The organism is Streptomyces caeni, from assembly GCF_042678285.1.
Classification (GTDB): Bacteria; Actinomycetota; Actinomycetes; order Streptomycetales; family Streptomycetaceae; genus Streptomyces; species Streptomyces caeni.
The window spans coordinates 3,782-30,025 of record NZ_JBHUDX010000013.1 but is presented as its reverse complement, the minus strand read 5'-3'; the positions used below and the strand labels follow the sequence as shown (position 1 = coordinate 30,025).

At 72.3% G+C, this 26,244-nt stretch carries 28 protein-coding genes and 1 pseudogene; 18 read left to right on the top strand and 11 right to left on the bottom strand.

From position 1 onward, the window contains the following. Positions 1-5 precede the first annotated feature (5 nt). Positions 6-374, top strand: a complete 369-nt coding sequence (locus ACFSL4_RS05560) for an ArsR/SmtB family transcription factor (RefSeq protein ID WP_381079116.1) — start codon at positions 6-8, stop codon at positions 372-374. On the opposite strand, the gene ACFSL4_RS05555 is transcribed toward ACFSL4_RS05560, so the two are convergent. Beyond that, a complete protein-coding gene (locus ACFSL4_RS05555) occupies positions 285-1,682 on the bottom strand; it encodes a nucleobase:cation symporter-2 family protein (protein WP_381079114.1) in 1,398 nt (465 codons plus the stop codon). The genes ACFSL4_RS05560 and ACFSL4_RS05555 overlap by 90 nt on opposite strands. A 131-nt stretch (positions 1,683-1,813) precedes the next feature. After that, positions 1,814-3,187: an FAD-dependent oxidoreductase gene (locus ACFSL4_RS05550; protein WP_381079112.1), complete on the bottom strand. Its 1,374-nt coding sequence runs from the start codon at positions 3,185-3,187 to the stop codon at positions 1,814-1,816. Between the two features lie 175 nt (positions 3,188-3,362). Here ACFSL4_RS05550 and ACFSL4_RS05545 point away from each other — a divergent pair, with 175 nt between their 5' ends. Next, the gene (locus tag ACFSL4_RS05545; protein ID WP_381079110.1) at positions 3,363-3,911 is read left to right on the top strand and encodes a DUF6214 family protein; all 549 of its coding nucleotides are present in this window, start codon (positions 3,363-3,365) and stop codon (positions 3,909-3,911) included. 55 nt (positions 3,912-3,966) lie between these two features. After that, positions 3,967-4,301 (top strand): annotated as a pseudogene (locus tag ACFSL4_RS05540) (hypothetical protein); the annotation flags it as partial. On the opposite strand, the gene ACFSL4_RS05535 reads toward ACFSL4_RS05540, so the two are convergent. After that, positions 4,289-4,972, bottom strand: a complete 684-nt coding sequence (locus tag ACFSL4_RS05535) for a TetR/AcrR family transcriptional regulator (protein WP_381079108.1) — start codon at positions 4,970-4,972, stop codon at positions 4,289-4,291. The pseudogene ACFSL4_RS05540 and the gene ACFSL4_RS05535 sit on opposite strands and share 13 nt — an antisense overlap. Before the next feature lie 269 nt (positions 4,973-5,241). Between ACFSL4_RS05535 and ACFSL4_RS05530 the strand changes: the two genes are divergently transcribed. Further along, the gene (locus ACFSL4_RS05530) at positions 5,242-5,487 is read left to right on the top strand and encodes a DUF2630 family protein (protein ID WP_381079106.1); all 246 of its coding nucleotides are present in this window, start codon (positions 5,242-5,244) and stop codon (positions 5,485-5,487) included. Between the two features lie 47 nt (positions 5,488-5,534). Here ACFSL4_RS05530 and ACFSL4_RS05525 read toward each other — a convergent pair whose 3' ends face one another. From ACFSL4_RS05525 to ACFSL4_RS05510, 4 genes are all read right to left on the bottom strand, one after another. Continuing rightward, positions 5,535-6,233: an HAD family hydrolase gene (locus tag ACFSL4_RS05525; protein WP_381079104.1), complete on the bottom strand. Its 699-nt coding sequence runs from the start codon at positions 6,231-6,233 to the stop codon at positions 5,535-5,537. 32 nt (positions 6,234-6,265) lie between these two features. Further along, on the bottom strand, positions 6,266-6,973 hold the full coding sequence (locus ACFSL4_RS05520; RefSeq protein ID WP_381079102.1) for a phosphatase PAP2 family protein: 708 nt from the start codon (positions 6,971-6,973) through the stop codon (positions 6,266-6,268). An 84-nt stretch (positions 6,974-7,057) separates the two neighbouring features. Continuing rightward, positions 7,058-7,993, bottom strand: a complete 936-nt coding sequence (locus ACFSL4_RS05515) for a M56 family metallopeptidase (protein WP_381079100.1) — start codon at positions 7,991-7,993, stop codon at positions 7,058-7,060. Between the two features lie 117 nt (positions 7,994-8,110). Further along, a complete protein-coding gene (locus tag ACFSL4_RS05510) occupies positions 8,111-8,653 on the bottom strand; it encodes a DUF5134 domain-containing protein (RefSeq protein WP_381079098.1) in 543 nt (180 codons plus the stop codon). 190 nt (positions 8,654-8,843) lie between these two features. Between ACFSL4_RS05510 and ACFSL4_RS05505 the strand changes: the two genes are divergently transcribed. Together ACFSL4_RS05505 and ACFSL4_RS05500 are read left to right on the top strand one after the other, a co-directional pair. Continuing rightward, positions 8,844-10,487: an FUSC family protein gene (locus tag ACFSL4_RS05505; RefSeq protein WP_381079096.1), complete on the top strand. Its 1,644-nt coding sequence runs from the start codon at positions 8,844-8,846 to the stop codon at positions 10,485-10,487. Continuing rightward, on the top strand, positions 10,484-11,194 hold the full coding sequence (locus ACFSL4_RS05500) for a MarR family winged helix-turn-helix transcriptional regulator (RefSeq protein WP_381079094.1): 711 nt from the start codon (positions 10,484-10,486) through the stop codon (positions 11,192-11,194). The genes ACFSL4_RS05505 and ACFSL4_RS05500 overlap by 4 nt, the downstream gene beginning before the upstream one ends. A 63-nt stretch (positions 11,195-11,257) precedes the next feature. Here the strand turns inward: ACFSL4_RS05500 and ACFSL4_RS05495 are convergent, their stop codons facing one another. Further along, positions 11,258-11,650, bottom strand: coding sequence for a VOC family protein (locus tag ACFSL4_RS05495; protein WP_381079092.1), 393 nt, complete (start codon positions 11,648-11,650; stop codon positions 11,258-11,260). Positions 11,651-11,723: 73 nt separating this feature from the next. Here ACFSL4_RS05495 and ACFSL4_RS05490 point away from each other — a divergent pair, with 73 nt between their 5' ends. Beyond that, a complete protein-coding gene (locus ACFSL4_RS05490; protein WP_381079090.1) occupies positions 11,724-12,281 on the top strand; it encodes a GNAT family N-acetyltransferase in 558 nt (185 codons plus the stop codon). Positions 12,282-12,330: 49 nt separating this feature from the next. Here ACFSL4_RS05490 and ACFSL4_RS05485 read toward each other — a convergent pair whose 3' ends face one another. Beyond that, positions 12,331-13,014 carry a glycerophosphodiester phosphodiesterase gene (locus tag ACFSL4_RS05485; protein ID WP_381079088.1) on the bottom strand — a complete coding sequence of 228 codons (684 nt, stop codon included), beginning with the start codon at positions 13,012-13,014 and terminating at the stop codon, positions 12,331-12,333. Between the two features lie 415 nt (positions 13,015-13,429). Between ACFSL4_RS05485 and ACFSL4_RS05480 the strand changes: the two genes are divergently transcribed. From ACFSL4_RS05480 to ACFSL4_RS05460, 5 genes are all read left to right on the top strand, one after another. Further along, positions 13,430-14,827 (top strand): DUF6421 family protein, encoded by a 1,398-nt coding sequence (locus ACFSL4_RS05480; RefSeq protein ID WP_381079086.1) that lies wholly within the window; start codon positions 13,430-13,432, stop codon positions 14,825-14,827. Positions 14,828-14,874: 47 nt separating this feature from the next. Next, positions 14,875-15,627: an SDR family NAD(P)-dependent oxidoreductase gene (locus tag ACFSL4_RS05475; protein WP_381079084.1), complete on the top strand. Its 753-nt coding sequence runs from the start codon at positions 14,875-14,877 to the stop codon at positions 15,625-15,627. Next, on the top strand, positions 15,624-16,694 hold the full coding sequence (locus ACFSL4_RS05470; protein ID WP_381079082.1) for a threonine aldolase family protein: 1,071 nt from the start codon (positions 15,624-15,626) through the stop codon (positions 16,692-16,694). The genes ACFSL4_RS05475 and ACFSL4_RS05470 overlap by 4 nt, the downstream gene beginning before the upstream one ends. A gap of 81 nt (positions 16,695-16,775) precedes the next feature. After that, on the top strand, positions 16,776-17,366 hold the full coding sequence (locus ACFSL4_RS05465) for a transglutaminase domain-containing protein (RefSeq protein ID WP_381079080.1): 591 nt from the start codon (positions 16,776-16,778) through the stop codon (positions 17,364-17,366). An 8-nt stretch (positions 17,367-17,374) separates the two neighbouring features. Further along, positions 17,375-18,067 (top strand): B3/B4 domain-containing protein, encoded by a 693-nt coding sequence (locus tag ACFSL4_RS05460; RefSeq protein WP_381079078.1) that lies wholly within the window; start codon positions 17,375-17,377, stop codon positions 18,065-18,067. Between the two features lie 6 nt (positions 18,068-18,073). Here the strand turns inward: ACFSL4_RS05460 and ACFSL4_RS05455 are convergent, their stop codons facing one another. Continuing rightward, a complete protein-coding gene (locus tag ACFSL4_RS05455; protein WP_381079076.1) occupies positions 18,074-18,802 on the bottom strand; it encodes a lysophospholipid acyltransferase family protein in 729 nt (242 codons plus the stop codon). Positions 18,803-19,158: 356 nt separating this feature from the next. On the opposite strand from ACFSL4_RS05455, the gene ACFSL4_RS05450 reads away from it, so the two are divergent. The 5 genes from ACFSL4_RS05450 to ACFSL4_RS05430 all read left to right on the top strand — a co-directional run bounded on the left by ACFSL4_RS05450 (position 19,159) and on the right by ACFSL4_RS05430 (position 23,871). Further along, positions 19,159-19,485, top strand: coding sequence for a TlpA family protein disulfide reductase (locus ACFSL4_RS05450; RefSeq protein WP_381079074.1), 327 nt, complete (start codon positions 19,159-19,161; stop codon positions 19,483-19,485). Positions 19,486-19,711: 226 nt separating this feature from the next. Next, positions 19,712-20,221 (top strand): flavin reductase family protein, encoded by a 510-nt coding sequence (locus tag ACFSL4_RS05445; RefSeq protein WP_381079072.1) that lies wholly within the window; start codon positions 19,712-19,714, stop codon positions 20,219-20,221. Between the two features lie 194 nt (positions 20,222-20,415). Beyond that, on the top strand, positions 20,416-21,201 hold the full coding sequence (locus tag ACFSL4_RS05440) for an electron transfer flavoprotein subunit beta/FixA family protein (RefSeq protein ID WP_381079070.1): 786 nt from the start codon (positions 20,416-20,418) through the stop codon (positions 21,199-21,201). Between the two features lie 55 nt (positions 21,202-21,256). Continuing rightward, entirely contained in the window at positions 21,257-22,219 is a 963-nt protein-coding gene (locus ACFSL4_RS05435) for an electron transfer flavoprotein subunit alpha/FixB family protein (RefSeq protein WP_381079068.1), read from the top strand. A 350-nt stretch (positions 22,220-22,569) separates the two neighbouring features. Beyond that, positions 22,570-23,871 (top strand): DUF6986 family protein, encoded by a 1,302-nt coding sequence (locus ACFSL4_RS05430; protein ID WP_381079066.1) that lies wholly within the window; start codon positions 22,570-22,572, stop codon positions 23,869-23,871. A gap of 429 nt (positions 23,872-24,300) precedes the next feature. On the opposite strand, the gene ACFSL4_RS05425 is transcribed toward ACFSL4_RS05430, so the two are convergent. After that, positions 24,301-25,365, bottom strand: coding sequence for a LacI family DNA-binding transcriptional regulator (locus ACFSL4_RS05425; protein ID WP_381079064.1), 1,065 nt, complete (start codon positions 25,363-25,365; stop codon positions 24,301-24,303). Between the two features lie 217 nt (positions 25,366-25,582). Between ACFSL4_RS05425 and ACFSL4_RS05420 the strand changes: the two genes are divergently transcribed. Continuing rightward, the coding region (locus ACFSL4_RS05420; RefSeq protein ID WP_381079318.1) for an ROK family protein at positions 25,583-26,244 on the top strand (662 nt) is incomplete at its 3' end.

Below are 26,244 nucleotides of genomic sequence, written 5' to 3'. Positions count from 1 at the left end.
CCGTCGTGACCACAGCCGCCCCCGCCACCAGCAGCCGTGCCCTTCCGCACCCGGCGCGCGACGAGATCCGCCTGGAGGCCGTGCTGCACGCGTTGTCCGACCCCGTGCGGCTCCAGATCGTGCGTGAGCTCGCCGCCGACGGCGACGAGCTCACCTGTTCGCAGTTCGGCCTGCCGGTCACCAAGTCCACGACCACGCACCACTTCCGGGTGCTGCGCGAGAGCGGTGTGATCCGGCAGACCTACCGGGGCACGGCCAAGATGAACGTCCTGCGCAGGGACGACCTAGACGGCCTCTTCCCGGGACTCCTCGACACCCTGCTCACCGCCGCCGCTCACCAGGCCGACCGCGTCGGAGGCCGCACCGGCGGCTGAACCGGCCTTCGAGGGAAGGTGGTTGAAGAGCAGGTTCAATACGATCGCGGTCAGGCACCCGGCGCTGATCCCGCTGTTCATCACCGTCTGGAACCAGTCGGGGAACTTTCCGTACACCGTCGGCACGCCGACCGGCAGCATGCCGACCGCCAGCGAGACGGCCACCACGGTCAGGTTGTGGTTGCCCTTGAAGTCCACCTGCGCCAGCGTGCGCAGCCCGGCGGCGGCGACCGTCCCGAACATCACCAGGCCGGCGCCGCCCAGCACCGGCGCCGGAACGGCCGCGACCACCGCGCCCAGTTTGGGCAGCAGGCCCAGGACCACGAGGATGCCCCCGGCGGTCGCCACCACCCAGCGGCTGCGCACCCGGGTCATGCCGACCAGGCCGACGTTCTGCGCGTACGCCGTGTACGGGAAGGTGTTGAACACGCCGCCGAGGACCGTGGAGAGCCCGTCGGCCCGCAGTCCGTCCGCGAGCGACCGCGGCTCGGCCCGCCGGCCGGTCATCTCGCCGACCGCGATCAGATCACCCGTCGTCTCGGTCATCGTCACCAGGGCCACCACCAGCATCGACGCGATCGCGGAGGCGTGGAAGACCGGCGTGCCGAAGTGGAAGGGCGTGCTGATCCCGGCCCAGTCGGCCTCCCGGACCCCGCCGAAGTCCGTGAACCCGGACGGCACCGCGACGGCGAGCCCCACCACGATGCCGGTCAGCACCGCGATCCGGCTCAGGAAGGCCGGCGCGAATCGCTGCACTCCGAGCACCACCACCAGCACGAAGGCCGCCAGCGCCAGGTTCTTCGGCTCCCCGAAGTCCTTCGAACCCTGCCCGCCCGCGGCCCAGTTGCCCGCCACCGGCAGCAGGGACACACCGATGATCAGGATCACCGTGCCCGTGACGAGCGGCGGGAAGAAGCGCAGCAGCCTGCCGAAGACCGGTGCCAGCAGCATGATCGCGAGACCCGCCACGATCACCGAGCCGTAGATCGCGGGCAGCCCGCCGCCGGTGGTGCCGATGAGCACCATGGGGGAGACGGCGGCGAAGGTGCAACCCTGCATGATCGGCAGCCGCACGCCGAAGCGCCAGAAGCCGACGCACTGGATGAGCGTGGCTATGCCGCACACCAGCAGGTCCGCGGTGATGAGATAGGCGAGGTCCGCGGCCGGCAGCCGCATGGCCCCGCCCACGATCAGGGGGACGGCCACCGCGCCCGCGTACATCGCGAGCACGTGCTGCAGTCCGTAGGCGGCCAGGTGGCGCAGGGGTGGGACCTCGTCGACGGGGTGCACGGGTGTCATGGTTGCCATGGGCGCTCCAGGGCGGTGCTGGGCAGGGGATGCGGGACAGCACGAGACCGTAGGAGGCTTGAACAGTTTGTTGATGTCGGGGGTGTTGCCGGTGTGTCACGGCCGCCGGGCGCACCCCGTCCCCGCGCCGCTCAGGACGGGCCGCCACCATGGGCCGCCGCCATGAGGGACTGCCAGTCGGGGAGTTTGACGACCCGTCGGCCCAGCGAGGCCCCGAGCTCCGCCTCCGCCCGCTCGATCGCCAGCCATCCCGCCCACTCCACGGGTGCCAGGCCGTCCGCGCGCAGCGCGGACAGCGCGTCGTCGGGCACGTCACGTCGTACGAGGGCCGGCGCGTCCGCCAGCAGCGACTCCGCCGTCTCCTTCGCGCAGGGGCGGTTCGTGCCGATGACGCCCGTCGGTCCGCGCTTGATCCACCCCGCCACGTACTCGCCCGTCGAGACCGCCCCGTCGCGCAGCACCCGTCCCGCCAGATGCGGCACGGTGCCGGTCTCCGGGTCGAACGGCATCCCCTCCAGCGGCACTCCGCGATAGCCGACCGAGCGCAGCACCAGCTGGGTCTCGATGTCCTCGTACCGGCCGGTGCCCCTCACCCCGCCGCGGCCGTCCGGAACCGTCCGCTCGAAACGCGCCGCCGCGACGCGGCCTCCGCCCGGCCCGGGCGGGGAGGTCCGGTCATCGGCGAGCAGTCCGGCCGGGCGCAGGAAGAACCGCAGCCGGATCCGGCGCGGGGCGCCGCGCGGCGGCGTCGCGGCCCAGCCGCGCAGCACCTCGACGTTGCGGCGCTGGCCGGCCGGCAGCGCGGACGGATCGGCGTACGCGGGATCGAGCGCCAGCTCCTCCTCGTCCACGACGATGTCGGTGTCCGGCAGGGCGCCCAGCTCACGCAGTTCCTTGGTGGTGAAGCGGGCCTGCGAGGGGCCGCGCCGCCCCACCATGTGGATCTCCGTGACGCTGCTGGCGGCCAGTGCGGTGAGCGCCGCCTGAGGCATGTCGGTGGGGCTCAGTTCCGTCGCCCCGCGGGCCAGGATGCGGGTCACGTCGACCGCGACGTTCCCGACCCCGATCACCACGGCCTCGCGTGCGCCCAGCAGGAAGCCGTCGGCACCGGCGTCCGGGTGCGCGCTGTACCACGACACGAACTCGGTCGCCGACCAGCTGCCGGGCAGTTCCTCGCCCGGGATGCCGAGACGTCGGTCGGTCGCGGCCCCCACGCAGTAGACCACGGCGTGGTACAGCTCGCGCAGCCGGGCTGGCGGCACCCCGCCGGTTCCCACGGGGACGCCGCCGAGGAACCGGACCCGCTCGTGCTCGAGGACCGTCCGCAGATTCCCCTGCAGCGACTTGATCTTCTCGTGGTCGGGCGCGACTCCGTACCGCACCAGCCCGTACGGGCACGGCAGCCGGTCGAGGACGTCGACGCGCACCTCGGGATCCTGCTGGACAAGGCTCTGGGCGGTGTAGACCCCGCTCGGCCCTGAACCGACGACGGCGACACGCAGCACGGCGGAACTCCCTCGGCAGAGGAGATCGCTTGATGCCTCCAGCATGGCACCGCACAGCGCGGGAAGGGAGAAGGGAGGAGCGGCAGGCGTGGCGCTGGGCCGACGGGGTGCGGTGCACGCCCTTCCCGTGCGTGGCTCGCCGCCGGGTGTGTGATCATTCGCTTACGTTGCGTATGTGCTGGAAGTGTCCTTTCGGGATTTTTCTGAGCGTTATCGATCGGATGGGGCCGTATCCGTGTGGCCCGCATGGGAAGTGCAGGAGCCCGAGAACCACACGACGTGGTTCGCCGTGCGGCTGGACTTCCCCGACGGGGGCGGGGTCGACGTCCTCGCCGTGGTGGGCGGCGGATGCGTGGGTATCGAGGAGGTACGGGCCCAGCCGCCTTTGTCCCTCGACGACCTGGCGGCACTCGCCGACTGGATCGAGAAGCCCTTGCTGGAGGCGTGCGGAGCGGCGGAGTCCCTGCCCGGCGAGTCCGTGCCCGGCGAGTCCGCGCCCCGCGAGCCGCCCGGGGATTCGCCGGGGTGTGCCCGCCCCGCCCCGCCGTCCGTGGCCGAGGGGTGGCGCCTCGTCGCCGAGGAGTACCTGGCGGCCCAGGGGCAGGGCGCCGACCCGGTGCTCGCCGTGATGGCCGCGACGGGACACAGCCGCCGCAGGTCGCTGAAACTGATCGGCGGCGCCCGCGATGCGGGAATGCTGACCCCCCGTCACGCACGGCCCTGAACAACCGACGCGAGCGCGACGCCGATGCGAGCCGGCCAACCCGTCACCGCGGGGCGCGCATTCTGCCGATCTCGCCCGTCTGCCCCGTCCGGCCAAGGGCCGGGATCTCATGGCCCGGGCGCGGTGCCGGGCCGGGGTCTCGGTGTGGGACTTCACCGACTTCCGCAACCCCAAGGGGATCGCCTGCTTCGAGCGCGGCCCCGCTGAGCACCGGCACGCTCACCGTCGGCGGCTCCTGGTCGGCGTACCACTACAAACGGTTACGTCTACTCGAACGACATCGCCGAGGGCTTCGACGTCCTGAGGCTGAACGACCGCCGCACGAATCCCGCACAGCTGATCCGGCTGCACGAGCCGAACGTCCGGACGCAGCCGGACTACTTCGACTGACCGTTCCCCTCCGGGCAGCGGCTCTCCGTCGCGAAGAACCGCGACAGATCCGTGTCGGGTGTGCCGCCGGTCCCCTCGGGGCCCGGTGGCACACCCATCGTCCAGTCGAGGCCGTACCGCTTGAACAACTCGGCCCGCAGCACGGGCACCGGCATCGGAACGCCCGGCACCAGTGCCGCGTAGACCGCGCCCATCAGCAGTGCCCGCAGCATCGGATAGTCGCTGTCCGGGTCCGGTGACCCCAGCCGTGTGACCGTGTCCCGCAGCAGTTCCGCCAGCCGCTGCTGCTCGGGGCACTGCACGAAACCCTCGGCCTGCAGGATTCCGGCCATGTGCTGGCGCATGAGGACCGTGTGATGGACGGTCAGGCCGAGGATCGCGTCGACGGCCCGTGCCATGCGCTCCCGGCCGTCATCGGTGCGCGGCTCGCGCTCCAGCGCCTCCTCCAGGGTGCGGTGCATCAGCCGGTGCACGGCGGACTGCAGGAGCTGCCGCTTCCCGGGGAAGTAGTACGACACCAGGCCCCGCGCGGAGCCGGCGCGGTCCGCGATGTCGCCGAGCGTCGTCGCGTCGTAACCGCGCTCGCCGACGAGCTCCACCGCAGCCTGCAGAAGCCGCTCGCGGGAACGCCGCCGCAATTCTTCATTGACCGAGGCGCTGCGGGGGGACATGCTGGACTCCTGCGTTGACTGGCTGCCAGCCAACTATACTCAACGCATCCCGGATCCCGTCCCGACGGGGCGGTTCCGGGTGGCGGCTGCCCTGGGCCACGCGGGGGATGGTCCAGGGCAGCCGCATGCCCGCGCGGAAGCCGGTCGGTCGGCCGCGCGGTCTCGGGAGCGAGCCACGGCCGTGTGCGCACCGGGCAGGCCCGGCTCAGCTGTCGCAGGGCCGCCGAACCGTCCCTAGAGTGGGCACAGTCGGGAGGAGGCTGACCCCCATGGATCAAGACCAGATCCTGGCGAGGATCACGGCGATGGTGGACGAGGAGCACGCCTTGCGTGACGCGCTGTCGGCCGGCCGGATCGACAGCGAGACGGAGCACGAACGGCTCGCGCGGCTGGAACGCGCGCTGGACCAGTGCTGGGACCTGCTGCGTCAGCGACGCGCCAGGGCCGAGTTCGGTGGGAACCCCGACGATGCCCGGGTCCGTCCGTCGTCCCAGGTCGAGAACTACGAGGGCTGACGGGCCGGGCCGACAGCCACACGGGCCGAACGACCCGGCCGGCCGGGTCAGCCGAGCAGGTCCAGGACGGGACGGAGACCGTCCGGGCGCTCGGTCACCAGGCGGTGCTCGACGAAGTACACGGCACAGCCCAGGTCCGCCGCCCCGCCGTCGGCGCGGCGGTCGTCGCCGACCATCAGGGCGTCCCGCGGGCCGACCCCGAGCGCCTCGCAGGCCAGGGCGAACAGCCGTGTGTCGGGCTTCTGGATGCCGTATTCGTACGACAGTACGTACGCGTCGACGTACGGGTCCACGCCGTGGTCCCGGAAGACGGGGCGCAGATCCCAGCCGATGTTGCTGACCACGCCGACGGCCACCCCGCGCTCGCGCAGCGCGCCCAGCACCTCGGCGGTGTCGGGGTACGGCTGCCAGGCGGCGGGTGTCATATGGCGGTCGTAGAGGGCGTCGTGGAGTCCCGGGTCCGGCAGCCGCACCTGTCGCGAGAGACCGGTGTACGCGGCCCGGTGCGCCTCGGCGGTGCGGTCCCGGACCGCCCACAGCGCGGCGAGATCGTCCGGCAGCGGTCCCGTGGGGAAGGCGCCGCCGGCCAGCGCGCCCGCCGACTCCAGTTGCTGCGCCGCGCGGACCAGATCGGGCTCGGGCAGGGCGACGCCGCTCTTGGTCAGCACCGCACGCAGCCACGATTCGCTCGACTCGATGCGGAAGAGGGTCCCGGAGAAGTCGAAAAGCACGCCTTTGATCGCCATGGACCGATCCTTCGTGAGGTGTGCGGGGCGGGTCAACAACGCTCTTCCCGCCGATCCGTCGGCCGCTCCGGTCCCCGCCACCGCTCGTACGACGCCACCGCGAGCGCGACCAGCAGGGCGCCGAACAGCCAGCCGCCCACCACGTCCGACGGCCAGTGCACCCCGAGCCAGACACGGGTCAGCCCGACGCCGAGGACGGAGACCACGGCCGCCGCGAGCGCCGTGCGCCACACGACGCCCCTGGCGCCGTACCGGCGAAGGAGCCACAGCAGCAGACCGCACACGACCGTCGCCGTCATGGCGTGACCGGAGGGGAAGGCCGCGTTGTGCGCGGAGTCGACGGGATCCGGCCAGGCGGGGCGTCGCCGGCCGACGGCGGCCTTGAGGGACTGCTGCGCCAGCGCCCCCAGCGCGACGGCGCCCGCCACCCACAGGGCGAGCACCCGCGCCCGGTACCGCCACAGCAGCCAGAGCACCGCGGCCCCACCCAGGATCCGCATGGTCGTCGGGTCCCACACCCAGTCCGTGAGGATGCGGAACGCGTGGGTGAGCCCGGGCTCACCCACAGCCCGGCGGTGGGCGGCGCGCGCGACCCCGCCGTCCAGCGCCATGAGCGGGTGCCAGGAGACGGCGACCAGCACCAGGAGCACCATCGCCGGCACGGTCAGGGCGGCGGCCGTGAGCGCCGCGGGCCGCGCTCTCGGCCGACGGGACGGTGATTCAACGGGCGCGAGGTGCATACCGTGATCCTCGCCGACACGCGGGGTCCGGGGCCAGCCCGGTGCGCCCGGCGACTCCCGCGAGGGCGGCTGCAGTGGCCCCCGCTACCCCAGTGCGCGCAGCCCCGGAACGAACGTCACGAGCACGGGGATCACCGGCACCAGCGCCGCGGTCGCCGTCAGCCGCAGCCGGTGCACCGCCGGAAGCCGGTTGGGGGGAGTGAGGAGGCGGTGGACGCGCTCCGGGACGTGGGCCTCCGGAGTGGGGCAGGGGCCGAACACGCCGCGGTCCTCGTTCAGTCCCACCAGCGCGAGCGCGGTCGTGAGCCGGCCGTAACGGCGCGACGCCATGTCGTCGGCGGCGAGTTCCACCAGGCGGTGCATCTCGTCGCGGAACGCAGCGAAGACCGGCACCTGCGGAAAGCCGGTGGCGAGCGCCGTCGAGGCGTGCAGCAGCCAGTGGTGCCGGGCCCGCGCGTGCCCCTGTTCGTGGGCGAGCACCGCGTCCAGCTGCCTGCCCTTGAGCCGGCGCAACGCGGCCGTCGTGATCACCAACCGGGGCGTGGCACCGGGCAGCCACCAGGCGTCGGGCCGCTCTCCCTCCAGGACCACCAGCCGGTCGCTTTCGGGCTCCTCACCCGGCAGCAGCGGGGCGCGTACGAGCAGTTCGGCCCGGCTGTGGCGGCGACGGGCCCGGGCCCGGGCGACCTCCCGGACCAGCATCGCCGCGCTCCAGGCCCCACCGCAGGCGAGCACCACCGCCGTCGCCGCGGCCCACGGGCTTCCGGTGTCGAACGCGTAGGCGTCCACGACCGAGTGCGGTGCGGGGGCGAACACATGGCCCCGGACGGCGGCCCAGGCGGCGGCCGCGCTCAACGTCATCGAGAGGGCGCAGGACACCAGGACGGCCGCCACCGTGCACTGCCACACCCACAGGGCGACCACCGGTTCCCGGTCCAGCCAGTGCGCCCGGGCGAGCAGCCGCGGAGCGAGCACGGCGGTCAGGGCGCCGAGCAGCAGCAGTGCCGCGGGGACCATCATGGGGCAAAGCCTAAGAGCCGTGCGGTGCCATGGGATACGGAGGGACGAGGCAATGTGACGCACGCCACGGTTTTGTACACCCCGGGTCGGCGGCCGGGACGTCCTCGCCGCCCCGCTTCACAGTGCGAGCAGCATCGCCAGCATCCCCATGGCCATGGCCAGGCGGCACACACGCGCGAGTTCGGGCCGGTCGCCCCAGCCGACGGAGCGCGTGCCCGCGGCGGCCACCGCTGTGACCGGCACCAGTCGCGTCCCTGACCACAGCACATACCCCGCGAAGTACAGCAGGAGCACCCCGGTGAGCGGCGGGACCCCGCCGTGCCCGTGGTGCCCGGGGGAGGCGGCCATCGCCACCGCCATGTAGACCATGGCCAGCGCGCCCACCAGGTGGTGCAGATGGTGGGCGCTGGTGCGTGCCGCCCACAGCGACCGTGCCGCCGCGCCGCCGAAGACCGCCGCGTAGGCGATCCAGGCCCCGGGGGGCGGCACGGCCACCGTCGCGGGCACGGCCATCAGCGCCATCCCGAAACCCATCACTGCCTCGCCGCCCGCGGTCCGCCGCTGCTCCTCGACGCTGCTGCGCAGGCGCAGCAGGCAGTAGGCACCGGTCGCCGCGCACAGTGCGACGAGCAGCCAGCCGGGCGAAGCCGGTCCGTGCACCGCCCACCTCCCCCGCTCGACGGTCTAGAACGGTCGTAAACAGCCGTAAGGGGGACGTGCCCTCCATGGGCGATGCGCAAGCGAGCGCATGGAGGCGCGCGGCGGTACACGGGGGAGCGCGGCCGCCGCGACCTGGGACGCGGCCGCCCGGAAAATATTTCACGAGTAAAACACTTGCTAATATTTCCGCATGGGCAGCGCGATCCCGCCTCCGGTCTCCCGTGTGCGCCCCCTGCCCCTCTCCGGCCTTCTGCGGCTCGGCAGGCCCTCCGAGATCTGGTTCAAGCCCGCGCTGAGCGTGGTCGTGGCGGCGGCACCGCCGAACCTGACGCTGGTCGCGCTGGGCCGTCTCGACCTGGCGGCCTATGCGATGGCGGGTTCGCTCTGTGTCCTCTACGCGCACAACCGCCCGTACGCGGCCCGGGCGCGCACCCTCGTCCGGGTCGTCCTCGGCATGCTCGCCGGTCTCACCGTCGCCCTGGTCGCCGCGTCACTCACCACCGACGCGGTCGTGCTGGTGACCGTCGGAGCCGTGCTCGCGGCCTTCCACAAGGCGCTCTGCGACGCCACCCGCATCGGGCCGCCCGGCAATGTGATCTTCACTTTCGTCAGTTCGGGATCCCTGTTCGCGCCGCAGACCCTCGGACAGGTGCCCGGCCATGTCGCGCTGGCCGCCGCGGCGGGGGCCTGGTCGTGGATCGTGGGCATGGCCCCCGGCCTCATACGGCCGCACGGACCCGAGCGCCGCGCCACTGCCCACGCCCTGCGGTCGGCCGCCGCGTTCGCCGGGACCGGGCAGGCCGCTGCCCGTGCGGGTGCGGCGGCCGCCGTGCACACCGCCCGGAAGACGCTGCGGTCCACCGGCCCCCGATCGGAGCACCGAGACGCCCTTGAGCGGCTCGTCATCCGCGCAGAGGCGGCGCTCGCGGCGCCCGACGGCGCCGATCCCGCACGGCTGCGCGCCTGGGCCGGTGTCCTGCGCGGTACCGGACCCGTTCCCCGGCCGGGCGACCTCGCCGGGGCCGACGGCGATCTCCCCGGCGCCGCGACAGGATGCGACGGCCCGCCGCTGCCCTCGCTGCACCACCGGCTGGGCCCCCTCGCTCCCCTCGCACTGCGCACCGCCCTCGGCTGCGCCCTCGCCGGCTACGCCTCGCTCGCGCTGGGCGTCGGCCGCCCGTACTGGGCGCTGGTCACCGCCGCCTGCCTGCACCAGGCCAACGTCACCCTCACCTGGAGCCGCGGCGTCCAGCGCGTCACCGGCAATCTCGCCGGCGTCCTGCTCTTCGCGGCCATCACCCCGCTCGCCCACCTCGGTCCCCTGGCCCTCGTGCTGTGCGGTCTCGCCCTCAACTTCGGCGCTGAGGCGCTGATCAGCCGCAACTACTGGCTCGGGAGTGTCCTCGTGACCCCGATGGCCCTGATCATCACCGAGTTCGCCCGTTACCAGCAGGCCGGCGGGCTGATGGCCGACCGGGTCCTGGACACCCTCATCGGGGCGGGGGCCGGCCTCGCCGCCGCGGTCGCCGTCACCAACCGGCGCGCCGGCGACCGCGTCGAGCACGCCCTCACCGCCGTGGAGCGTGCCCGTGAGCACGCGGCCGAGGTGCTGACCGCCGAGCACCGCCCGGCCGGCGCCGTGGTGGCCGCGCGTCGTCATCTGGTCGCCGCCGTCGTGGACCTGCGCGCCGCGGCGGACACCGCGGCCGGCGAGTGGTGGCAGCGTGCCCTGCCGGCCGAGGGCGTGCTGCGCGCCGAAGAGGCCGGACACCGTACGCTCGCCGCGACGGTACGACGGCAGCGACCCCACATGTCGGAAGGCACACGCGTATGACGGCGGCGAAAGGGCGGGCGACGACGGGGAACGACGCGGCCGTCCGGCCGGCCGCGGGCGCCGGTGCGCAGGGGCGGGGCGAACGGAGGGCCGGGGGCAACGGGCCGGAGGGACAGGGGACACCGGCTGGCGCTGGCGCAGGGGCCGCGGCCGCCGCCGCGGGGCGGGAGGCCGGGGCGAGCGAACCGGCCGGGCGCGGGCCGGCGGGCGACATCGTCGCCGCCGTCGTACGCCAGTGGCGGACCGTCCGCCCCGACATCGACACCGGCCCCATGGAGGTCATCGGCCGCATCAACCGCTGCGCCGCCCTGCTGCAGCAGGCCGAGGACGCGCCCCTGCGCCGCGCCGGGCTGACCCGTGCCGAGTTCGACGTCCTGGGCACGCTGCGGCGCACGGGCCATGAGCTGACCCCCGGCGAGATCGTCCGCGAAACGTTCTCCTCCGGTGCCGCCGTCACCAAGCGCATCAAACAGCTCACCGAGCGCGGCCTGGTCGAGCGGCGCGGGGACGCCCGTGACCGCCGAGTCGCCCACGTCCGCCTCACCGACGCGGGCCGCGACCTCGTAGACGGCGTCCTGCCCGAGCAACTGGCCTACGAGAGCGCGGTCCTGTCCGGGCTCGAAGGCGGCCGGCAGTGCGAACTCGCCGCACTGCTCGGCGAACTGCTCGTCCAGTTGGAGGGCCGGCTCGGCGCGCCCCGCCGCTGACGGCGACCGGCCGGTACCGAACGGCGCGGCGCCCGGCGCCGGCCCCGGCGGCCGCCCGGTGGCTCAGATGCCCGGGCGGTAGCGCAGGGGGTGGCCGGCCGGGACCTCCACCAGCACGATCTGTGTGCCGTCCGGGTCCCTGATCCACATCTCGATCAGCCCCCACGGCTCCCTGACGGGCGGCCTCAGGATGTCGACCCCGTTGCCCGCCAGCTCCTCGTGCGCGGCCGTCACGTCCGGTACCTGCAGCCAGAGCTTCAGCGCGGGCGACGGCGGGGCGTCACCGCGACCCGCCACCTCCAGGAAGCCACCGCCCAGGAAGTACACGACCCCGCGCTCGGGACCCGTACCGAACTCCCGGTAGACGGCGAGCCCCAGCTTTCCGCCGTAGAAGGCACGCGAGCGCTCCGGGTCGGTGGGTCGCAGGAGGGTGCGGCTGCTCAGTACGTGGACCATGCAGGCGCAGACTAGCGGGACGGTTACTCTCGCAGATGCCCGACTCGCGCCACAGAAGACGGAGAAGCACCCCATGGACAGCCTTGCCGGCGCCCCCACCACCACGAACGGACTGACCTTCCGCGACGCCACCGAGGCGGATGTCGACACGCTGGTCGCGCTGGTCGAGTCGGCATACCGCGGCGATTCCAGCCGGGCCGGCTGGACCACCGAGGCGGACATCCTGGAGGGGCAGCGCACCGATCCCGAGGGGGTGCTGGACGTCATCAAGGCGCCGGACAGCCGGCTGCTCACCGTCGAGCGCGACGGAGCGGTCATTGCCTGCTGCCAGCTCGAACACCGCGGCGACCACGCCTACTTCGGCATGTTCGCGGTCAGCCCGACGCTCCAGGGCGCGGGCCTCGGCAAGGCGATCATCGCCGAGGCGGAGCGGACGGCCCGTGCCACCTGGGGCGTGACGGAGATGCAGATGACCGTGATATCCGTCCGGGACGATCTCATCGCCTGGTACGAGCGGCGCGGCTACCGCCGTACGGGCAGGACGAGCCCCTTCCCGTACGGCGACGAGCGCTTCGGTATTCCGCAGCGTGCCGACCTGCAGTTCGAGCTGCTGGTCAAGTCGCTGGTCTGAGGGACGGGCGGCACCCGGACGGGCATCCGCCGGGGGCGGCCCCCAGGTGTCACGCGGTGAAGCGGCCGGTGCGCTTGATCTCCGGGTAGTCGGTGGTCGCGCCGTCCAGCTCCAGCGCGCGCACCAGCCGCAGATGTTCCTGGGTGTTCACGACCCAGCCGATGACCCTCAGTTCCGCCTTGCGCGCGTGCTCGACGACCTCGAGGGTCAGCCGGCGGATGTTGAGGCAGACGGTGGTGGCACCCGCGTCCGCTGCGCGCTCCACGACGTCGGTGCCGTAGCGGCCGGCGATCAGCGCGGTGCGCACGCCCGGCACCAGCCGGGCGACCTCGGCGAGCGCCGCATCGTGGAAGGACGACACCTCGACCCGGCCGGCCAGGTCCCTGCGGCGCATCACGTCGGCCAGCGCCCGCGCCGCGGCCACATCCTTGATCTCCGCCTGGAGCGGTGCCTTCACCGCGTCCAGGACCTCCTCGAAGACAGGGACCCGCTCACCACGGCCCGCGTCGAGCGCGCGCAGTTCGGCGAGGGTCTTCTCAGAGATGGGCCCCGCGCCGTCGGTCGTCCGGTCCACCTCGGCGTCGTGCATGATCACTAGGGCGCCGTCCTTGCTCAGATGCAGATCCAGCTCGATGACGTCGAGGCCCGCGCGCTCGGCGGCGACGAAGGACCGGAGGGTGTTCTCGGGTTCGACACCCATGACTCCGCGGTGACCGATGGTGAGGAAGTTCAAGGTTCAACTCGCTTCCGTCGACGGCGGCTCGGCTGTCGCGCGTGGCGCTCCCGTACCCGCGCGGCACGGCCGCAGCCTAGTGGCCCGGCTCCGCGCTGAACCCGCTCGTTCACGAGGCAATGGGCGTACGGCACGGGGCCGATCCGTGCCGGGCGGCCCGGTGCGGCTCACCTCCGGGTGGGCGCGTCGCGCAGGTGTTGACATGAGGCTCGGGCGACCCGGGGCCCCGCTTCGGGAACGCGCGCCCCCATCGGCTGCCGGGCGGAGCCGATGTCGTCGAACGCGAGGTATGCGGCAGGAAAAAGAGCGGTGAAGGCAAGGGTGTGCAGGAATATTTACTGACCGCCCTCTTGCTGGGGGAAACCTTCTGTGCTTACGGTGTGCTTACGCGAGGTTCTCCCGTGGAGGATGGGTTATGACGGAAATGCTTGTGCAGGTGGGTTCGGAGGAGCGGGTTCCTCCGCAGAGCAGGGTGGTGGACCACCCGGCTTGGCCCGTGCTCAAGGACGCCGTCGAACAGATCCGGCCGTGGCAGGCCGAGGACGGCTCGATCGACTTCGACGCCGAGGGCGCACCGGATCGCGCGGACGCCGAGGCAGCGGTGCGCCGCGCGGCGCAGGCCGTCGAGGAGCTGTCCCCGCTGCTGCCGCACGACGCCGCCTACCACGAGGCGCTCGTGAAGGATCTGCGCCGCTGGGCCGACGAGGGCTTCCAGGTGCCGGACTTCCTGGACTCGCTGATGGCCTTCCGGCCCGCCGAGATCCGCCGGGACGGCCTCCAGCACCTGGTCGTCTTCCCGATGTACACGCAGAACGGCAACCCCGACCGCAACCTCGAAGCGGTCGTCCTGCGCATGGTCTGGCCCGAGTGGCTCGCCGAGCTGGAGGCCACCCGCTACGACAACCCGCTGTTCTGCGGCATCACCTTCGAGGACTTCACGGGGGGCTACGACTCCAACTCGGCCGTTCTCTTCCCCGAGACCGTCGCCGTGCGCGAGACCCCCGAGAGCTTCACCTGGGGTGCGATCTTCTGCGACCGCGAGGCAGCGCGCTTCCGCCGGGTCACCGAGGCCGCCGTCGGCATCCTCGGTCTCGACCTGCCCGAGGACATCGCGGAGATGGTTCACGACCAGGAGCGCTGCCAGCAGGCGTTCGTCCTGTGGGACATGATCCACGACCGCGCCCACAGCCACGGCGATCTGCCGTTCGACCCGTTCATGATCAAGCAGCGCCAGCCGTTCTGGATGTACGGCCTCGAAGAGCTGCGCTGCGACCTCACCGCCTTCAAGGAGGCCGTGCGGCTGGAGACCGACGGCTTCCCGCAGGGCCGTGACGTGCAGTACGCGGTGCTCTTCGACCGCATGTTCCGCTTCCCGGTCACCGGTGAGCGCGTCCGCAACTACGACGGCCTCGGCGGCCAGTTGCTCTTCGCCTACCTGCACCGGCACGATGTCGTCCGGTGGACCGACAACAAGCTCTCCATCGACTGGCGGCGTGCCCCGCAGGCCACCAACCAGCTGTGTGACGAGATCGAGACGCTGTACCGGGAGGGCATCGACCGCCCCAAGCTCGTCCACTGGCTCAAGGCGTACGAACTGGTCTCCGCCTACCTCTCGCCGCACCCGGCGTCCCGCTGGGCCAAGGGCGCGGACGCCCTGGACCTGACGCAGCCGCCGCGCAAACTCGTGGACGACGTGCTTCCGGACGAGTTTCCGCTCAGCATGTTCTATGAGGCGCTCGCCAAGAAGCTCAAGAACGTGATTGCCTCGACCAAGGGCATCACCGCGGAGGCCACCGAGCGGGCCGTCGCGTGAGCGCCCCGCGCACGAGTGACAGTGACGCTGCCCAGGAGGCGAGGAGCATGGGGAACGGGAACGGGGCGCTGAGCGGCTCCGTGATCGCGGTGGCCGGCGCGGGCGGACCCGCCGGCCGGGCGACGCTGCTGCGGCTCGCCGAGGCGGGTGCAGTCGTCGTCGGGTCCGACAGCAACCCCGAGCGGCTGGCGGAGGCCGTCGACGCGGCACGCTACGCGCACGGCGGAGCCACGGTCGTGGGGGAGAAGGTCGACCTGCTCGATCTGCAGTCGACCCGCGACTGGGCGGAGCACATCGAGAAGGAGTTCGGCCGGGTGGACGGCCTGGTCCACCTCGTCGGCGGCTGGCGTGGCGGCTCCGCGTTCACGCACACCGGCCTGTCCGACTGGGACCTGCTGGAGAGGCTGCTCATCCGCACCGTTCAGCACACCTCGCTCGCCTTCTTCGACGCGCTGCAGCGCAGCGACCGCGGCCGGTACGTCCTGATCAGCGCCGCCGGCGCGTCCCGGCCGACCGCCGGGAACGCGGCGTACGCCGCCGCGAAGGCCGCGGCCGAGGCGTGGACCCTGGCCATGGCCGACGGCTTCCGCAAGACCGCGGGTGAGGGCGGCCCGGCCTCCGCGGCCACCATTCTGGTGGTGAAGGCGCTGGTGCACGACGCGATGCGTGCCGAGCGTCCGCACGCGCAGTTCGCGGGTTTCACCGATGTCGAGGACCTGGCCGAGGCCATCGCCGGGGTCTGGGAGAAGTCCGCCGCCGAAGTGAACGGGAACCGTCTGTGGCTGACCGAGAAGCCGTGAACCCTCCGAAGACCGACGCGCGTCGGCGTCACGACCCGGAGGCCCGCGGTTTCGCCAGCGACAACTACGCGGGCGCCCACCCGGAGGTGCTAGCCGCCCTGGCCCTGGCCAACGGCGGGCACCAGGTCGCGTACGGTGAGGACGTCTACACCGAGAACCTCCAGCGGATCGTCCGCGGCCACTTCGGCGCCACGGCGGAGGCGTTCCCGGTCTTCAACGGAACCGGTGCCAACGTCGTCGCGCTCCAGGCGGTCACCGACCGCTGGGGCGCGGTGATCTGTGCGGAGAGCGCGCACATCAACGTCGACGAGGGCGGTGCCCCCGAACGCATGGGCGGGCTCAAACTGCTCACCGTGCCCACGCCCGACGGCAAGCTCACCCCTGAGCTGATCGACCGGCAGGCGTGGGGATGGGAGGACGAACACCGCGCCATGCCGCAGGTCGTCTCGATCGCCCAGAGCACGGAGCTCGGTACCCTCTACACGCCCCAGGAGATCCGCGCGATCTGCGAGCACGCCCATGCCCGCGGTATGAAGGTGCACCTGGACGGCTCCCGGATAGCCAACGCCGCCGCCTCCCTGAACGTCCCGATGCGGACCTTCACCAACGCGGTCGGCGTGGACATCCTCTCCTTCGGCGGGACGAAGAACGGCGCGATCTTCGGGGAGGCGGTCGTCGTCATCAACCAGGACGCCGTGCGCCGCATGAAGCACCTGCGCAAGATGTCCATGCAGCTGGCCTCCAAGATGCGCTTCGTGTCGGTGCAGTTGGAGGCGCTGCTCGCCAAGGACCTGTGGCTGCGCAACGCACGCCATGCCAACGAGATGGCCCAGCGTCTCGCCGAGGGTGTCCGGGCCGTGCACGGGGTGGAGATCCTCTATCCGGTGCAGGCCAACGCCGTCTTCGCGCGACTGCCGCACGACGTGAGCGAGCGCCTTCAGAAGCGCTTCCGGTTCTACTTCTGGGACGAGGCCGCGGGCGAGGTCCGCTGGATGTGCGCGTTCGACACGACCGAGGACGACGTGGACCGGTTTGTGGCGGCGCTCAAGGAGGAGATGGCGAGGTAGCCACTCCCAAGCAATGCATAGGTATGCGGCTGATTGGAAAGTCATTGACTCTCGATCGGTCGCATTCCTATGCTCTGCGTCATGGAGCTGATCCAGCAAACCCCCGATCTGTCTGCCTATTTGGCTGCTGATGAGGTCATCGACCACCGTCACCCGCTCGTGCGCGGGACGGCCGCGCGTCTCGCGGGGCGGATGGTTGACTCGTATGACTATGCGCGAGCCGCCTATGAGTTCGTGCGCGACGCCATTCCGCATTCCGGCGACAGCGGCGACCTGCGGGTCACCTGCCGGGCCTCCGGCGTCCTGGAGCGGCGCACCGGCGTCTGCTACGCGAAGGCGCACGCCCTGGCGGCCCTTCTGCGGGCGGAGGGTATCCCGACGGCGCTGTGCTACCAGCGGCTCCGGCTCGACGGCGGCGGCCACGCCGTGCACGGTCTGGTCGCCGTGCGGTTCCATGGCGCCTGGCACCGGCAGGACCCCCGCGGCAACAAGCCCGGTGTCGACGCCCGGTTCTCCCTGCAGGGCGAGCGGCTCGCCTGGGTCCCGGAGGAAAAGTTCAACGAGGTGGACTATCCGGTGCTGTACGCTGAACCTCATCCGGTCGTGGTGAACGTCCTCAGGGCCGCCCCCGACCGGCCTTCCCTCTGGAAGACGCTCCCCACCGCACTCTGAGGCAGACCATGACTCTCACCCTGACCGTGTCCGACGAGGTGCGTGCTCTCGCGCCCGGCTTCACGCATGTCGCGATCGAGGCAGCCGGGCTCGTCAACGGTCCCAGCACCGAGGCCACCTCGGCACTGCTCGACGACGCCGCCCGCCGGCTCACCGCGCGCCTGGACGGGCGCGCCCCGCACGAGGACCCGCACATGGCGGCCTGGCGCGCGGTGTACTCGGCCTTCGGCGCCAAGCCGTCCCGCACCCGCAACTCCGCGGAGGCGCTCGCCAAGAGGGCCCTGTCGGATGCCGGCCTGCCCCGCGTCAACGTGCTCGTCGACGTCTACAACGCGATCAGCGTCGCCCATCTCATTCCGGTCGGCGGTGAGGACCTCCACCGCGTCCAGGGCCGCATGCGGCTCGTACGGGCCACGGGCGAGGAGGACTTCGTGACCGTCGTCGCGGGTGAGGAGGCCGTCGAGCGTCCCGAGGCCGGTGAGGTGGTCTGGTGCGACGACGCCGGTGTGACCTGCCGCCGCTGGAACTGGCGGCAGGGTCCGCGTACCCGGCTCACCGAGGAGACCACCTCGGCGGTCTTCCTGCTGGAGGGCCTGACTCCGATGGCGGCCGCCGACGTCGAGAAGGCCGCCGCCGAACTCGCCGACCTGCTGGAGCGTTTCAGCCCCGGGGCCCGGATCACCGTACGCGAGCCCGCCTGACCCGCCTCAGTGCGCCTCGGCCCCGCGCAACTGCTCCGGGGTCGGCGCCGTGCCACCGAGGTGGGCCGGCATCCACCATGTGTCGTCCGGACCCTTGGGGCGTACGGGGTAGGCGCGCTGCGCGGCCTCCAGCAACTCCTGGACGCGCTCGCGCAACTGGCGGGTGAGCGCGCCGGCGTAGCTGTCGCGGGACGCCTCGATGGCCTCGCCGACCCGGATCGTGATCGGGGTGTGGCTGCGCTTGAAGTTGCGCGGGTGCCCCTTCGTCCACAACCGCTGCGTGCCCCACAGGGCCATCGGAACCAGCGGGACGCCCGCCTCCTGGGCCAGGCGCACGGCACCGGACTTGAAGCTCTTCAGGGTGAAGGACTGCGAGATGGTCGCCTCGGGGAAGACCCCGACGATTTCGCCCGACCTCAGCGAGTCCAGCGCGTGGGCGTACGCCGCCTCGCCCTGCTTGCGGTCCACCGGGATGTGCTTCATGGCGCGCATCAGGGGACCGGAGATCTTGTGCCGGAAGACGGACTCCTTGGCCATGAAGCGCACCAGACGCTTCTGCGGCAGCGCGGCCAGGCCGTCGAAGATGAAGTCCAGGTAGCTGATGTGGTTGCTCACCAGGACCGCCCCGCCCGAGCGCGGGATGTTCTCCGAGCCCTTGCAGTCGATCTTCAGGTCCCACACCTTGAACATCGTGAGGGCGAGACCGATGACGGGACGGTAGACAAGCTCAGCCATGGGCGGGACAGACCCTTCTCTCTGCCTGGGAAGGGACTCCCGGCGGGAAGTTACGCAGCCGTAGGGTACGGCATCCCGCCGATCGTCCCCCATGACGGACGGGTGGGCCAGCCCTGGTGCGGGTGAACGGCGAGATCCTCGTCACGTCGGCCGAGCGGCCCACGTCCGCATTCTCCCCCGGCCCCACCGCGCGCCTACCCCGACCCGCCGTACGGGCCGGCCCGGCCCACCCGCCGGGCGTCACCGGCCGGGAGGTGCGCGGGGCCGGGAATCCCCGGCGGCCGTCCCGTGCTGGAGTGTCCGAGAACGCGGGGAGCACCACACCTGCGGCGGAACGGGAGAGGCGGAGAGCGAGCATGCGCGGGCGCGACGACGGAAAGCGGCTCGGTGCGGCCGAGTTGGGGCAGGGACTCGGCGAACGGGCGACGCTGGTCCAGTTCTCCAGTGCCTTCTGCGCCCCCTGCCGGGCCACACGACGGGTTCTCGCCGAGGTGGCCGCCATGGTGCCCGGCGTCACCCATGTGGAGATCGACGCCGAGCAGCGGCTCGAACTCGTCCGCGCGCTCGGCGTCCTCAGGACCCCGACCGTGCTCGTCCTGGACGCGGACGGACGGATCGTGCGCCGCGCCACGGGACAGCCCCGCAAGGCCGATGTGATCGCCGCCCTCGGTGAGGCGGTGTGACGCCCGTCGGGCCGAGGGCCGCACCGTCCCGGCCGCGGGTGACACATCTCCCAGATGCCGGAACGCGCTTGACTGCGCGCACCACCTATCGTCAGCCTGACCGTATGTCCCCGGAACTCCTTCTTTTCGAGCGTGTCCACCTGGATCCGGCCCGCACCGCGAGTGCATGTTGTCCGGCTCGCTGAACACCCCGGATCCTCGTCACCTCCCGCAGAAGGACAGTTCCATGACGGCCATACCCGGCCTCGGTACTCCTCGGCTCGCCTCCCCGGACCTCTTGCGCTCCGTCTTCCGGCGGCATGCGGCCGGAGTCGCCGTGATCACCGCCCAGGGCGGCGGAGGCCCGGTCGGCTTCACCGCGACCTCCCTCAGCTCCGTCTCCGCCGAGCCCCCGCTCGTCTCCTTCGGCATAGGCACCCGTTCCTCCTGCTGGCCGGTCGTCTCCGAGGCCGACCACATCGGGGTGCATGTGCTCGGTGAGCACCAGGAAGCCCTGGCCGGCACCTTCGCGCGCAGCGGCGCGGACCGCTTCGCGGCGCCCACCGGCTGGCGGGAGGGCCCCGAGGGCGTCCCCCTGCTGGACGGTGTGCTCGCCTGGCTCGTCTGCCGCGTGGTGACCCGGGTGCCCGCCGGAGACCATCGCGTCGTCATCGCCGAAGTCGTCGTGGGTGATCCCTCGGGAACGGGACGGCCGCTCCTCTACCACCAGGGGCGCTTCAACGGCCTGCGCGACTGAACTTACTGGTCGGTTACTGAGCGTTGCCAAGGTCACAGTTCAAAGCGCTTGCTTAGTGGGCACCCACTGGGTGTACTGGCGAGTAATATTTCGTTCGGAGCGCGGGGTCGCCCCGACCGGGATCGGCCGCTTCAGGCGCCTATGCTGCCTGGAAGAAGGCAGCCCAGAAATGACGATGCAGTAGGAGAGCCGGCGTGAGCTTGAGGATCGTTGTCACTGTGAAGTACGTGCCCGACGCCACTGGCGACCGGCACTTCGCCGATGACCTGACCGTCGACCGGGACGACGTGGACGGGCTGCTCTCCGAACTCGACGAGTACGCGGTCGAGCAGGCCCTGCAGATCGCCGAGAACGCCGACGACGCCGAGGTCACCGTGCTGACGGTGGGTCCGGAGGACGCCAAGGACGCGCTGCGCAAGGCCCTGTCGATGGGCGCCGACAAGGCGATCCACGTGGAGGACGACGACCTGCACGGCACCGACGCGATCGGTACCTCGCTGGTGCTGGCCAAGGCGATCGAGAAGGCCGGCTACGACCTCGTGGTCTCCGGCATGGCGTCGACGGACGGCACGATGGGGGTCGTGCCGGCGCTGCTGGCCGAGCGTCTGGGCGTGCCGCAGGTGACCCTCCTCTCGGAGGTCTCCGTCGAGGACGGGGTGGTCAAGGGCCGCCGCGACGGCGACGCCGCTTCCGAGCGGCTGGAGGCTTCCCTGCCGGCCGTCGTGTCGGTCACCGACCAGTCGGGCGAGGCCCGGTACCCGTCCTTCAAGGGCATCATGGCGGCCAAGAAGAAGCCGGTTCAGTCCTGGGACCTGGAGGACCTGGAGATCGAGGCCGAGGAGGTCGGTCTCGAGGGTGCATGGACCGCGGTCGAGTCCGCGGCCGAGCGTCCGGCGCGTTCCGCGGGCACGATCGTCAAGGACGAGGGCGAGGGCGGCAAGCAGCTCGCTGAGTTCCTCGCGAGCCAGAAGTTCATCTAGGGCTCATCAGCCTGACCGCCCCCCAGACTTCGCAATCCGCAAGGAGATCCATCCCATGGCTGAAGTTCTCGTCTACGTCGACCACGTGGACGGTGCCGTCCGCAAGCCCACCCTGGAGCTGCTGACCCTGGCCCGCCGTATCGGCGAGCCGGTCGCCGTCGCCCTCGGCTCCGGCGCCGGGAACACCGCGTCCACGCTCGCCGAGCACGGCGCGGTCAAGGTCCTCACCCACGAGGCCGCCGAGTACGCCGACTACCTGGTCGTGCCCAAGGTGGACGCGTTGCAGGCCGCCTTCGAGGCCGTCTCCCCGGCCGCCGTTCTCGTCCCGTCCTCCGCGGAGGGCAAGGAGATCGCCGCGCGTCTGGCGCTGCGCATCGGCTCGGGCATCATCACCGACGCCGTCGACCTCGAGGCCGGCGACGGGGGTCCGGTGGCCACGCAGTCGGCGTTCGCCGCGTCCTTCACCACCAAGTCCCGGGTGTCCAGGGGCACTCCGGTCATCACCGTCAAGCCGAACTCGGCGCCGGTGGAGTCCGCCCCCGCCGCGGGTGCGGTCGAGGCGCTGTCCGTGTCCTTCTCCGGCCAGGCGACCGGCACCAAGGTCACCGCGCGGACGCCGCGCGAGTCGACCGGGCGTCCGGAGCTGACCGAGGCCGCGATCGTGGTCTCCGGTGGCCGCGGTGTCAACGGCGCGGAGAACTTCGCCATCATCGAGGCGCTCGCCGACGAGCTCGGCGCGGCCGTCGGTGCCTCGCGTGCCGCAGTGGACGCGGGCTGGTACCCGCACACCAACCAGGTCGGCCAGACGGGCAAGTCCGTTTCGCCGCAGCTGTACATCGCCTCCGGCATCTCGGGCGCGATCCAGCACAGGGCCGGTATGCAGACGTCCAAGACGATCGTGGCGATCAACAAGGACGCCGAGGCGCCGATCTTCGACCTGGTCGACTACGGCGTGGTCGGTGACCTGTTCGACGTGGTTCCGCAGCTCACCGAGGAGATCAAGACCCGCAAGGGCTGAGCCGCTTCGGGTGCGGAAGGCCCCCGCGACCATGTGACGGTCGCGGGGGCCTTCCCTCATCCCGGCGTCAGAGACGCCTGCACCGGGAGGTGGTCGCCGGGGTACCGGCCCTCCTGCGTCAAGGGGTTGACCGACGCCCAGTGGACGGTCACGCGGGCGTGGCCAGGATCCAGTCGATGCGATCGCCGTACGGTGCCGGCGGTTGGAGTCGTGGAAGGTGCCGTACGGCGCGTGCGTTCGGCGGCGGCGGTGCCGTGTGCGCAAGGGGGTGTTGACCGGCGGTGAGCCTCCGGATAACTTCGCTCAACGGATTGTTGATCCCGTGGGGCGGAAAGCGGGAGGGTGAGGCATTGGGCCGGGCCCGGCAGGAGAAGGTGACAACGAGCCTCGCCGACGACGTCGGTGAGGAGATCAGTGCCTCACTCGCGCCGGTCGACGCGGAGTTGGCGCGCCGCTACCCCGGCGACCCCGGCAGCCGCCAGCCCGTCCACACGGTCTACGTGCCCGGTGACGTCTTCGCCGCCGGCACCATCCGTTCCTGGGGCGAGCAGGCCCTCGCCGCCCTCGACCGGCACGCCCCGGACGCCACCGCACTGGCAGCCGTGCTCGGCCTCGCGGACCGACTCGCCGAGCCCGTCCACGACCGCGTCCGCGCCAAGCTGGAGCGCGAGCCCGTCGAGGACCTGCGCGTCGACTTCGAGGACGGCTACGGGCCGCGGCCCGACGCCGAGGAGGATCAGGCGGCGGCCCGCGCGGCCCGGCTGATCGCCGAGGCGTACGAGAACGGCACGGCCGCCCCGTACATGGGCATCCGCATGAAGTGCATGGAGGCGCCGGTGCGCGACCGGGGCATCCGCACGCTCGACGTCTTCCTGACGGGACTGATGGAGGCAGGCGGCCTCCCGGACGGGCTCGTGCTCACCCTGCCCAAGGTCACGTACGCGGAACAGGTCACCGCCATGGTGAGGCTGCTGGAGGAGTTCGAGAACACCCACGGGCTCACGCCCGGGCGGATCGGCTTCGAGATCCAGATCGAGACCAGCCAGGCCGTCCTCGCGGCCGACGGCACCGCGACCGTCGCCCGCATGATCCAGGCCGCCCGGGGGCGCGCCACCGGACTGCACTACGGCACCTTCGACTACAGCGCCTGCCTCGGCGTGTCCGCCGCCCACCAGGCCAGTGACCACCCGGCCGCCGATCATGCGAAGGCGGTCATGCAGGTGGCGGCGGCGGGCACCGGTGTGCGTGTCTGCGACGGCTCCACGAACGTCCTGCCGGTCGGCCCGACGGACCGGGTGCACGACGCGTGGCGGCTGCACTACGGGCTCACCCGACGGGCCCTGGCCCGCGCCTACTATCAGGGCTGGGACATGCACCCAGGCCACCTCCCGACCCGATACGCGGCGGTGTTCGCCTTCTACCGCGAGGACTTCGAACAGACGGCGGCCCGCCTGGCCCGCTACACGGCCCGCACCGGCGGCGACGTCATGGACGAGCCGGCGACCGCCAGAGCGCTGAGCGGCCATCTGCTGCGCGGACTGGACTGCGGCGCGCTCGACACCGCAGAGGTCGCCGAGGCCACCGGCCTGACCCGAGCCGGCCTGGAGCATCTGGCGGCACAGGGGCGGGGGAAGCCGGGGGTGCCGGCGTGAAGCCGGGCACCGTGCGGGCACGGCGTCATGCGCCGCGGCACCCCGCGCCGCCCCGACGGCGGTCGGCCGAGCGGAACCGAGGGGGCGCGCCCCGGGCTTTCGTGGACCTGTCGGACGACCCGGTGCCCAGCGGCCGCGGCCCCACGAAGGCCGCGTCCCCGACGGGGGAGCCGACGGCCACGAGCGCGTCCCGGCCCGCGCACGGAGCGACCGCGAGCCCGTCGAGGACGGCGGGCGCCGGCACGGTCGGCGGAGGTTCGGCCGGAGGCTCCACGGGCGGCGGCTCCGGCAGCGGTTCGACCTCCGCCGCAGCGTGCACAGCGACAGACGGCGGCAAGTGCGACTGCCAGGTCTGGCGCACGGCCACGTCGTATGGTGACCCGCGTGTGGTGACCCGCGTATGGTGATCCCCGGTGCGATGGCCCGCGTTCAGCCGGCCGGTGGCAGTTCGCCCGAGCCGCGGGTGATCAGCCGCGTCGGGAGCACGATGCGCTCCGGGGTGATGAGCGTGCCGTCGAGCTGGCGGAAGAGGCGCTCGGCTGCCGTGCGGCCGAGGGCGGCGGCGTCCTGGGCGACGACCGTGACGCCCGGCTTGAGGAGGTCGGCCAGCTCGATGTCGTCGAAGCCCACGAGAGCCACGGGGCGGTGGTGCCCGGCCAGGACACGGACGACGGTGACCGTGACGCGGTTGTTCCCCGCGAAGATGGCGGTGACGGGGGCGGGACCCGCGAGCATTTCCTCGGCGGCGCACCGCACCCGCTCCGGATCGGTGACGCCGAGGGACATCCAGGAGTCCTCGACCGGTATGCCGGCGTCCTCCATGGCGGTCCGGTAGCCCCGCAGCCGCTCGGCCGCGGTGTGGATGCGCGGCATGTCACCGATGAAACCGATCCGGCGGTGGCCGTGCGCGATGAGGTGGGCGACCCCGTCGCGGGCACCGCCGAAGCTGTCGGACAGCACCACGTCGGCGTCGATCCTCCCGGCGGGGCGGTCCACGAACACCGTGGCGACGCCCGCCTTGATCTCGGGTTCCAGATAGCGGTGGTCGTCACCGGCCGGGATGATCACCAGGCCGTCCACGCGCCGTGCGCACAGCGCCAGCACGAGCTCCTGCTCGCGGTCGGGGTCCTCCGCGCTGGAACCGTTGATCAGCAGGGCGCCGTGGGCCCGGGCGACCTCCTCGACCGCGCGGCTCAGCGGCCCGTAGAAGGGGTCCGCGAGGTCCTCCAGGACGAGGCCGACGCTCGCGGTGCGGCCCTTGCGCAGCACCCGCGCGCTGTCGTTGCGGCGGAAGCCCAGGGCGTCGATGGCCTCCTGCACCCGGCGCCCGGTGTCCGGGGTGACACCGGGCTCGCCGTTGACCACGCGCGAGACCGTCTTCAGCCCCACACCGGCGCGCGCTGCCACGTCCTTCATGGTGGGACGGTTGCCGTAGCGGTTCTCGGGCCGGCGGCCGGTCTGGGGCACGATGCGCTGTCCTGTCCTGTCGTCCACGGGGGTGCGGCGGTCCACGGGGTTGTATGAGGATGTGGCGTCGAGCATAGAGCCTGGACAACGTTGTCAGATGCGCGAAAGACTGTCCACCGCAATCTCCGGCCTGCGCCTTCCCCCAGAGGTGCCCCTGCCCTTCCCCGGCCGGAGGCTCGGGCCCCGCCGCAGCACCGCCGGACGTCGGGGCCGCTACAACTCGGCATTGGGAGATCTGACACTGATGCACACCGACCTCGTGGCCGCGCTCGACATCGGCGGCACCAAGATCGCCGGAGCGCTGGTGGACGGCCACGGCCGGATCCTGGTGCGCGCGCAGCGCGCGACGCCCGCACAGGAGGACGGCGACACCGTGATGGGGGCCGTGGACGAAGTGGTGGGGCAACTGACCCGTTCCTCCCTCTGGGGCAGGGCGCGTGCCGTGGGCATCGGCAGTGCGGGCCCGGTGGACGCCTCCACCGGCACGGTGAGCCCGGTCAACGTACCGGGCTGGCGTGACTACCCGCTGGTCGAGCGGGTCCGGGCGGTGACGGGCGGCCTGCCCGTCGAGCTGATCGGCGACGGAGCGGCCATCACGGCCGCCGAGCACTGGCAGGGCGCCGCCCGCGGCCACGACAACGCGCTGTGCATGGTGGTCTCCACGGGCGTCGGCGGCGGGCTGGTCCTGGGCGGGCGGCTGCATCCCGGTCCGACCGGCAACGCGGGCCACATCGGGCACATCAGCGTCGACCTGGACGGCGACCCCTGCCCCTGCGGTTCGCGCGGCTGCGTGGAGCGCATCGCGAGCGGGCCCAACATCGCGCGCCGTGCGCTGGAGGGCGGCTGGCAGCCGGGCCCCGACGGCGACACCTCGGCGGCCGCGGTGGCCGCCGCCGCCCCCCCCGG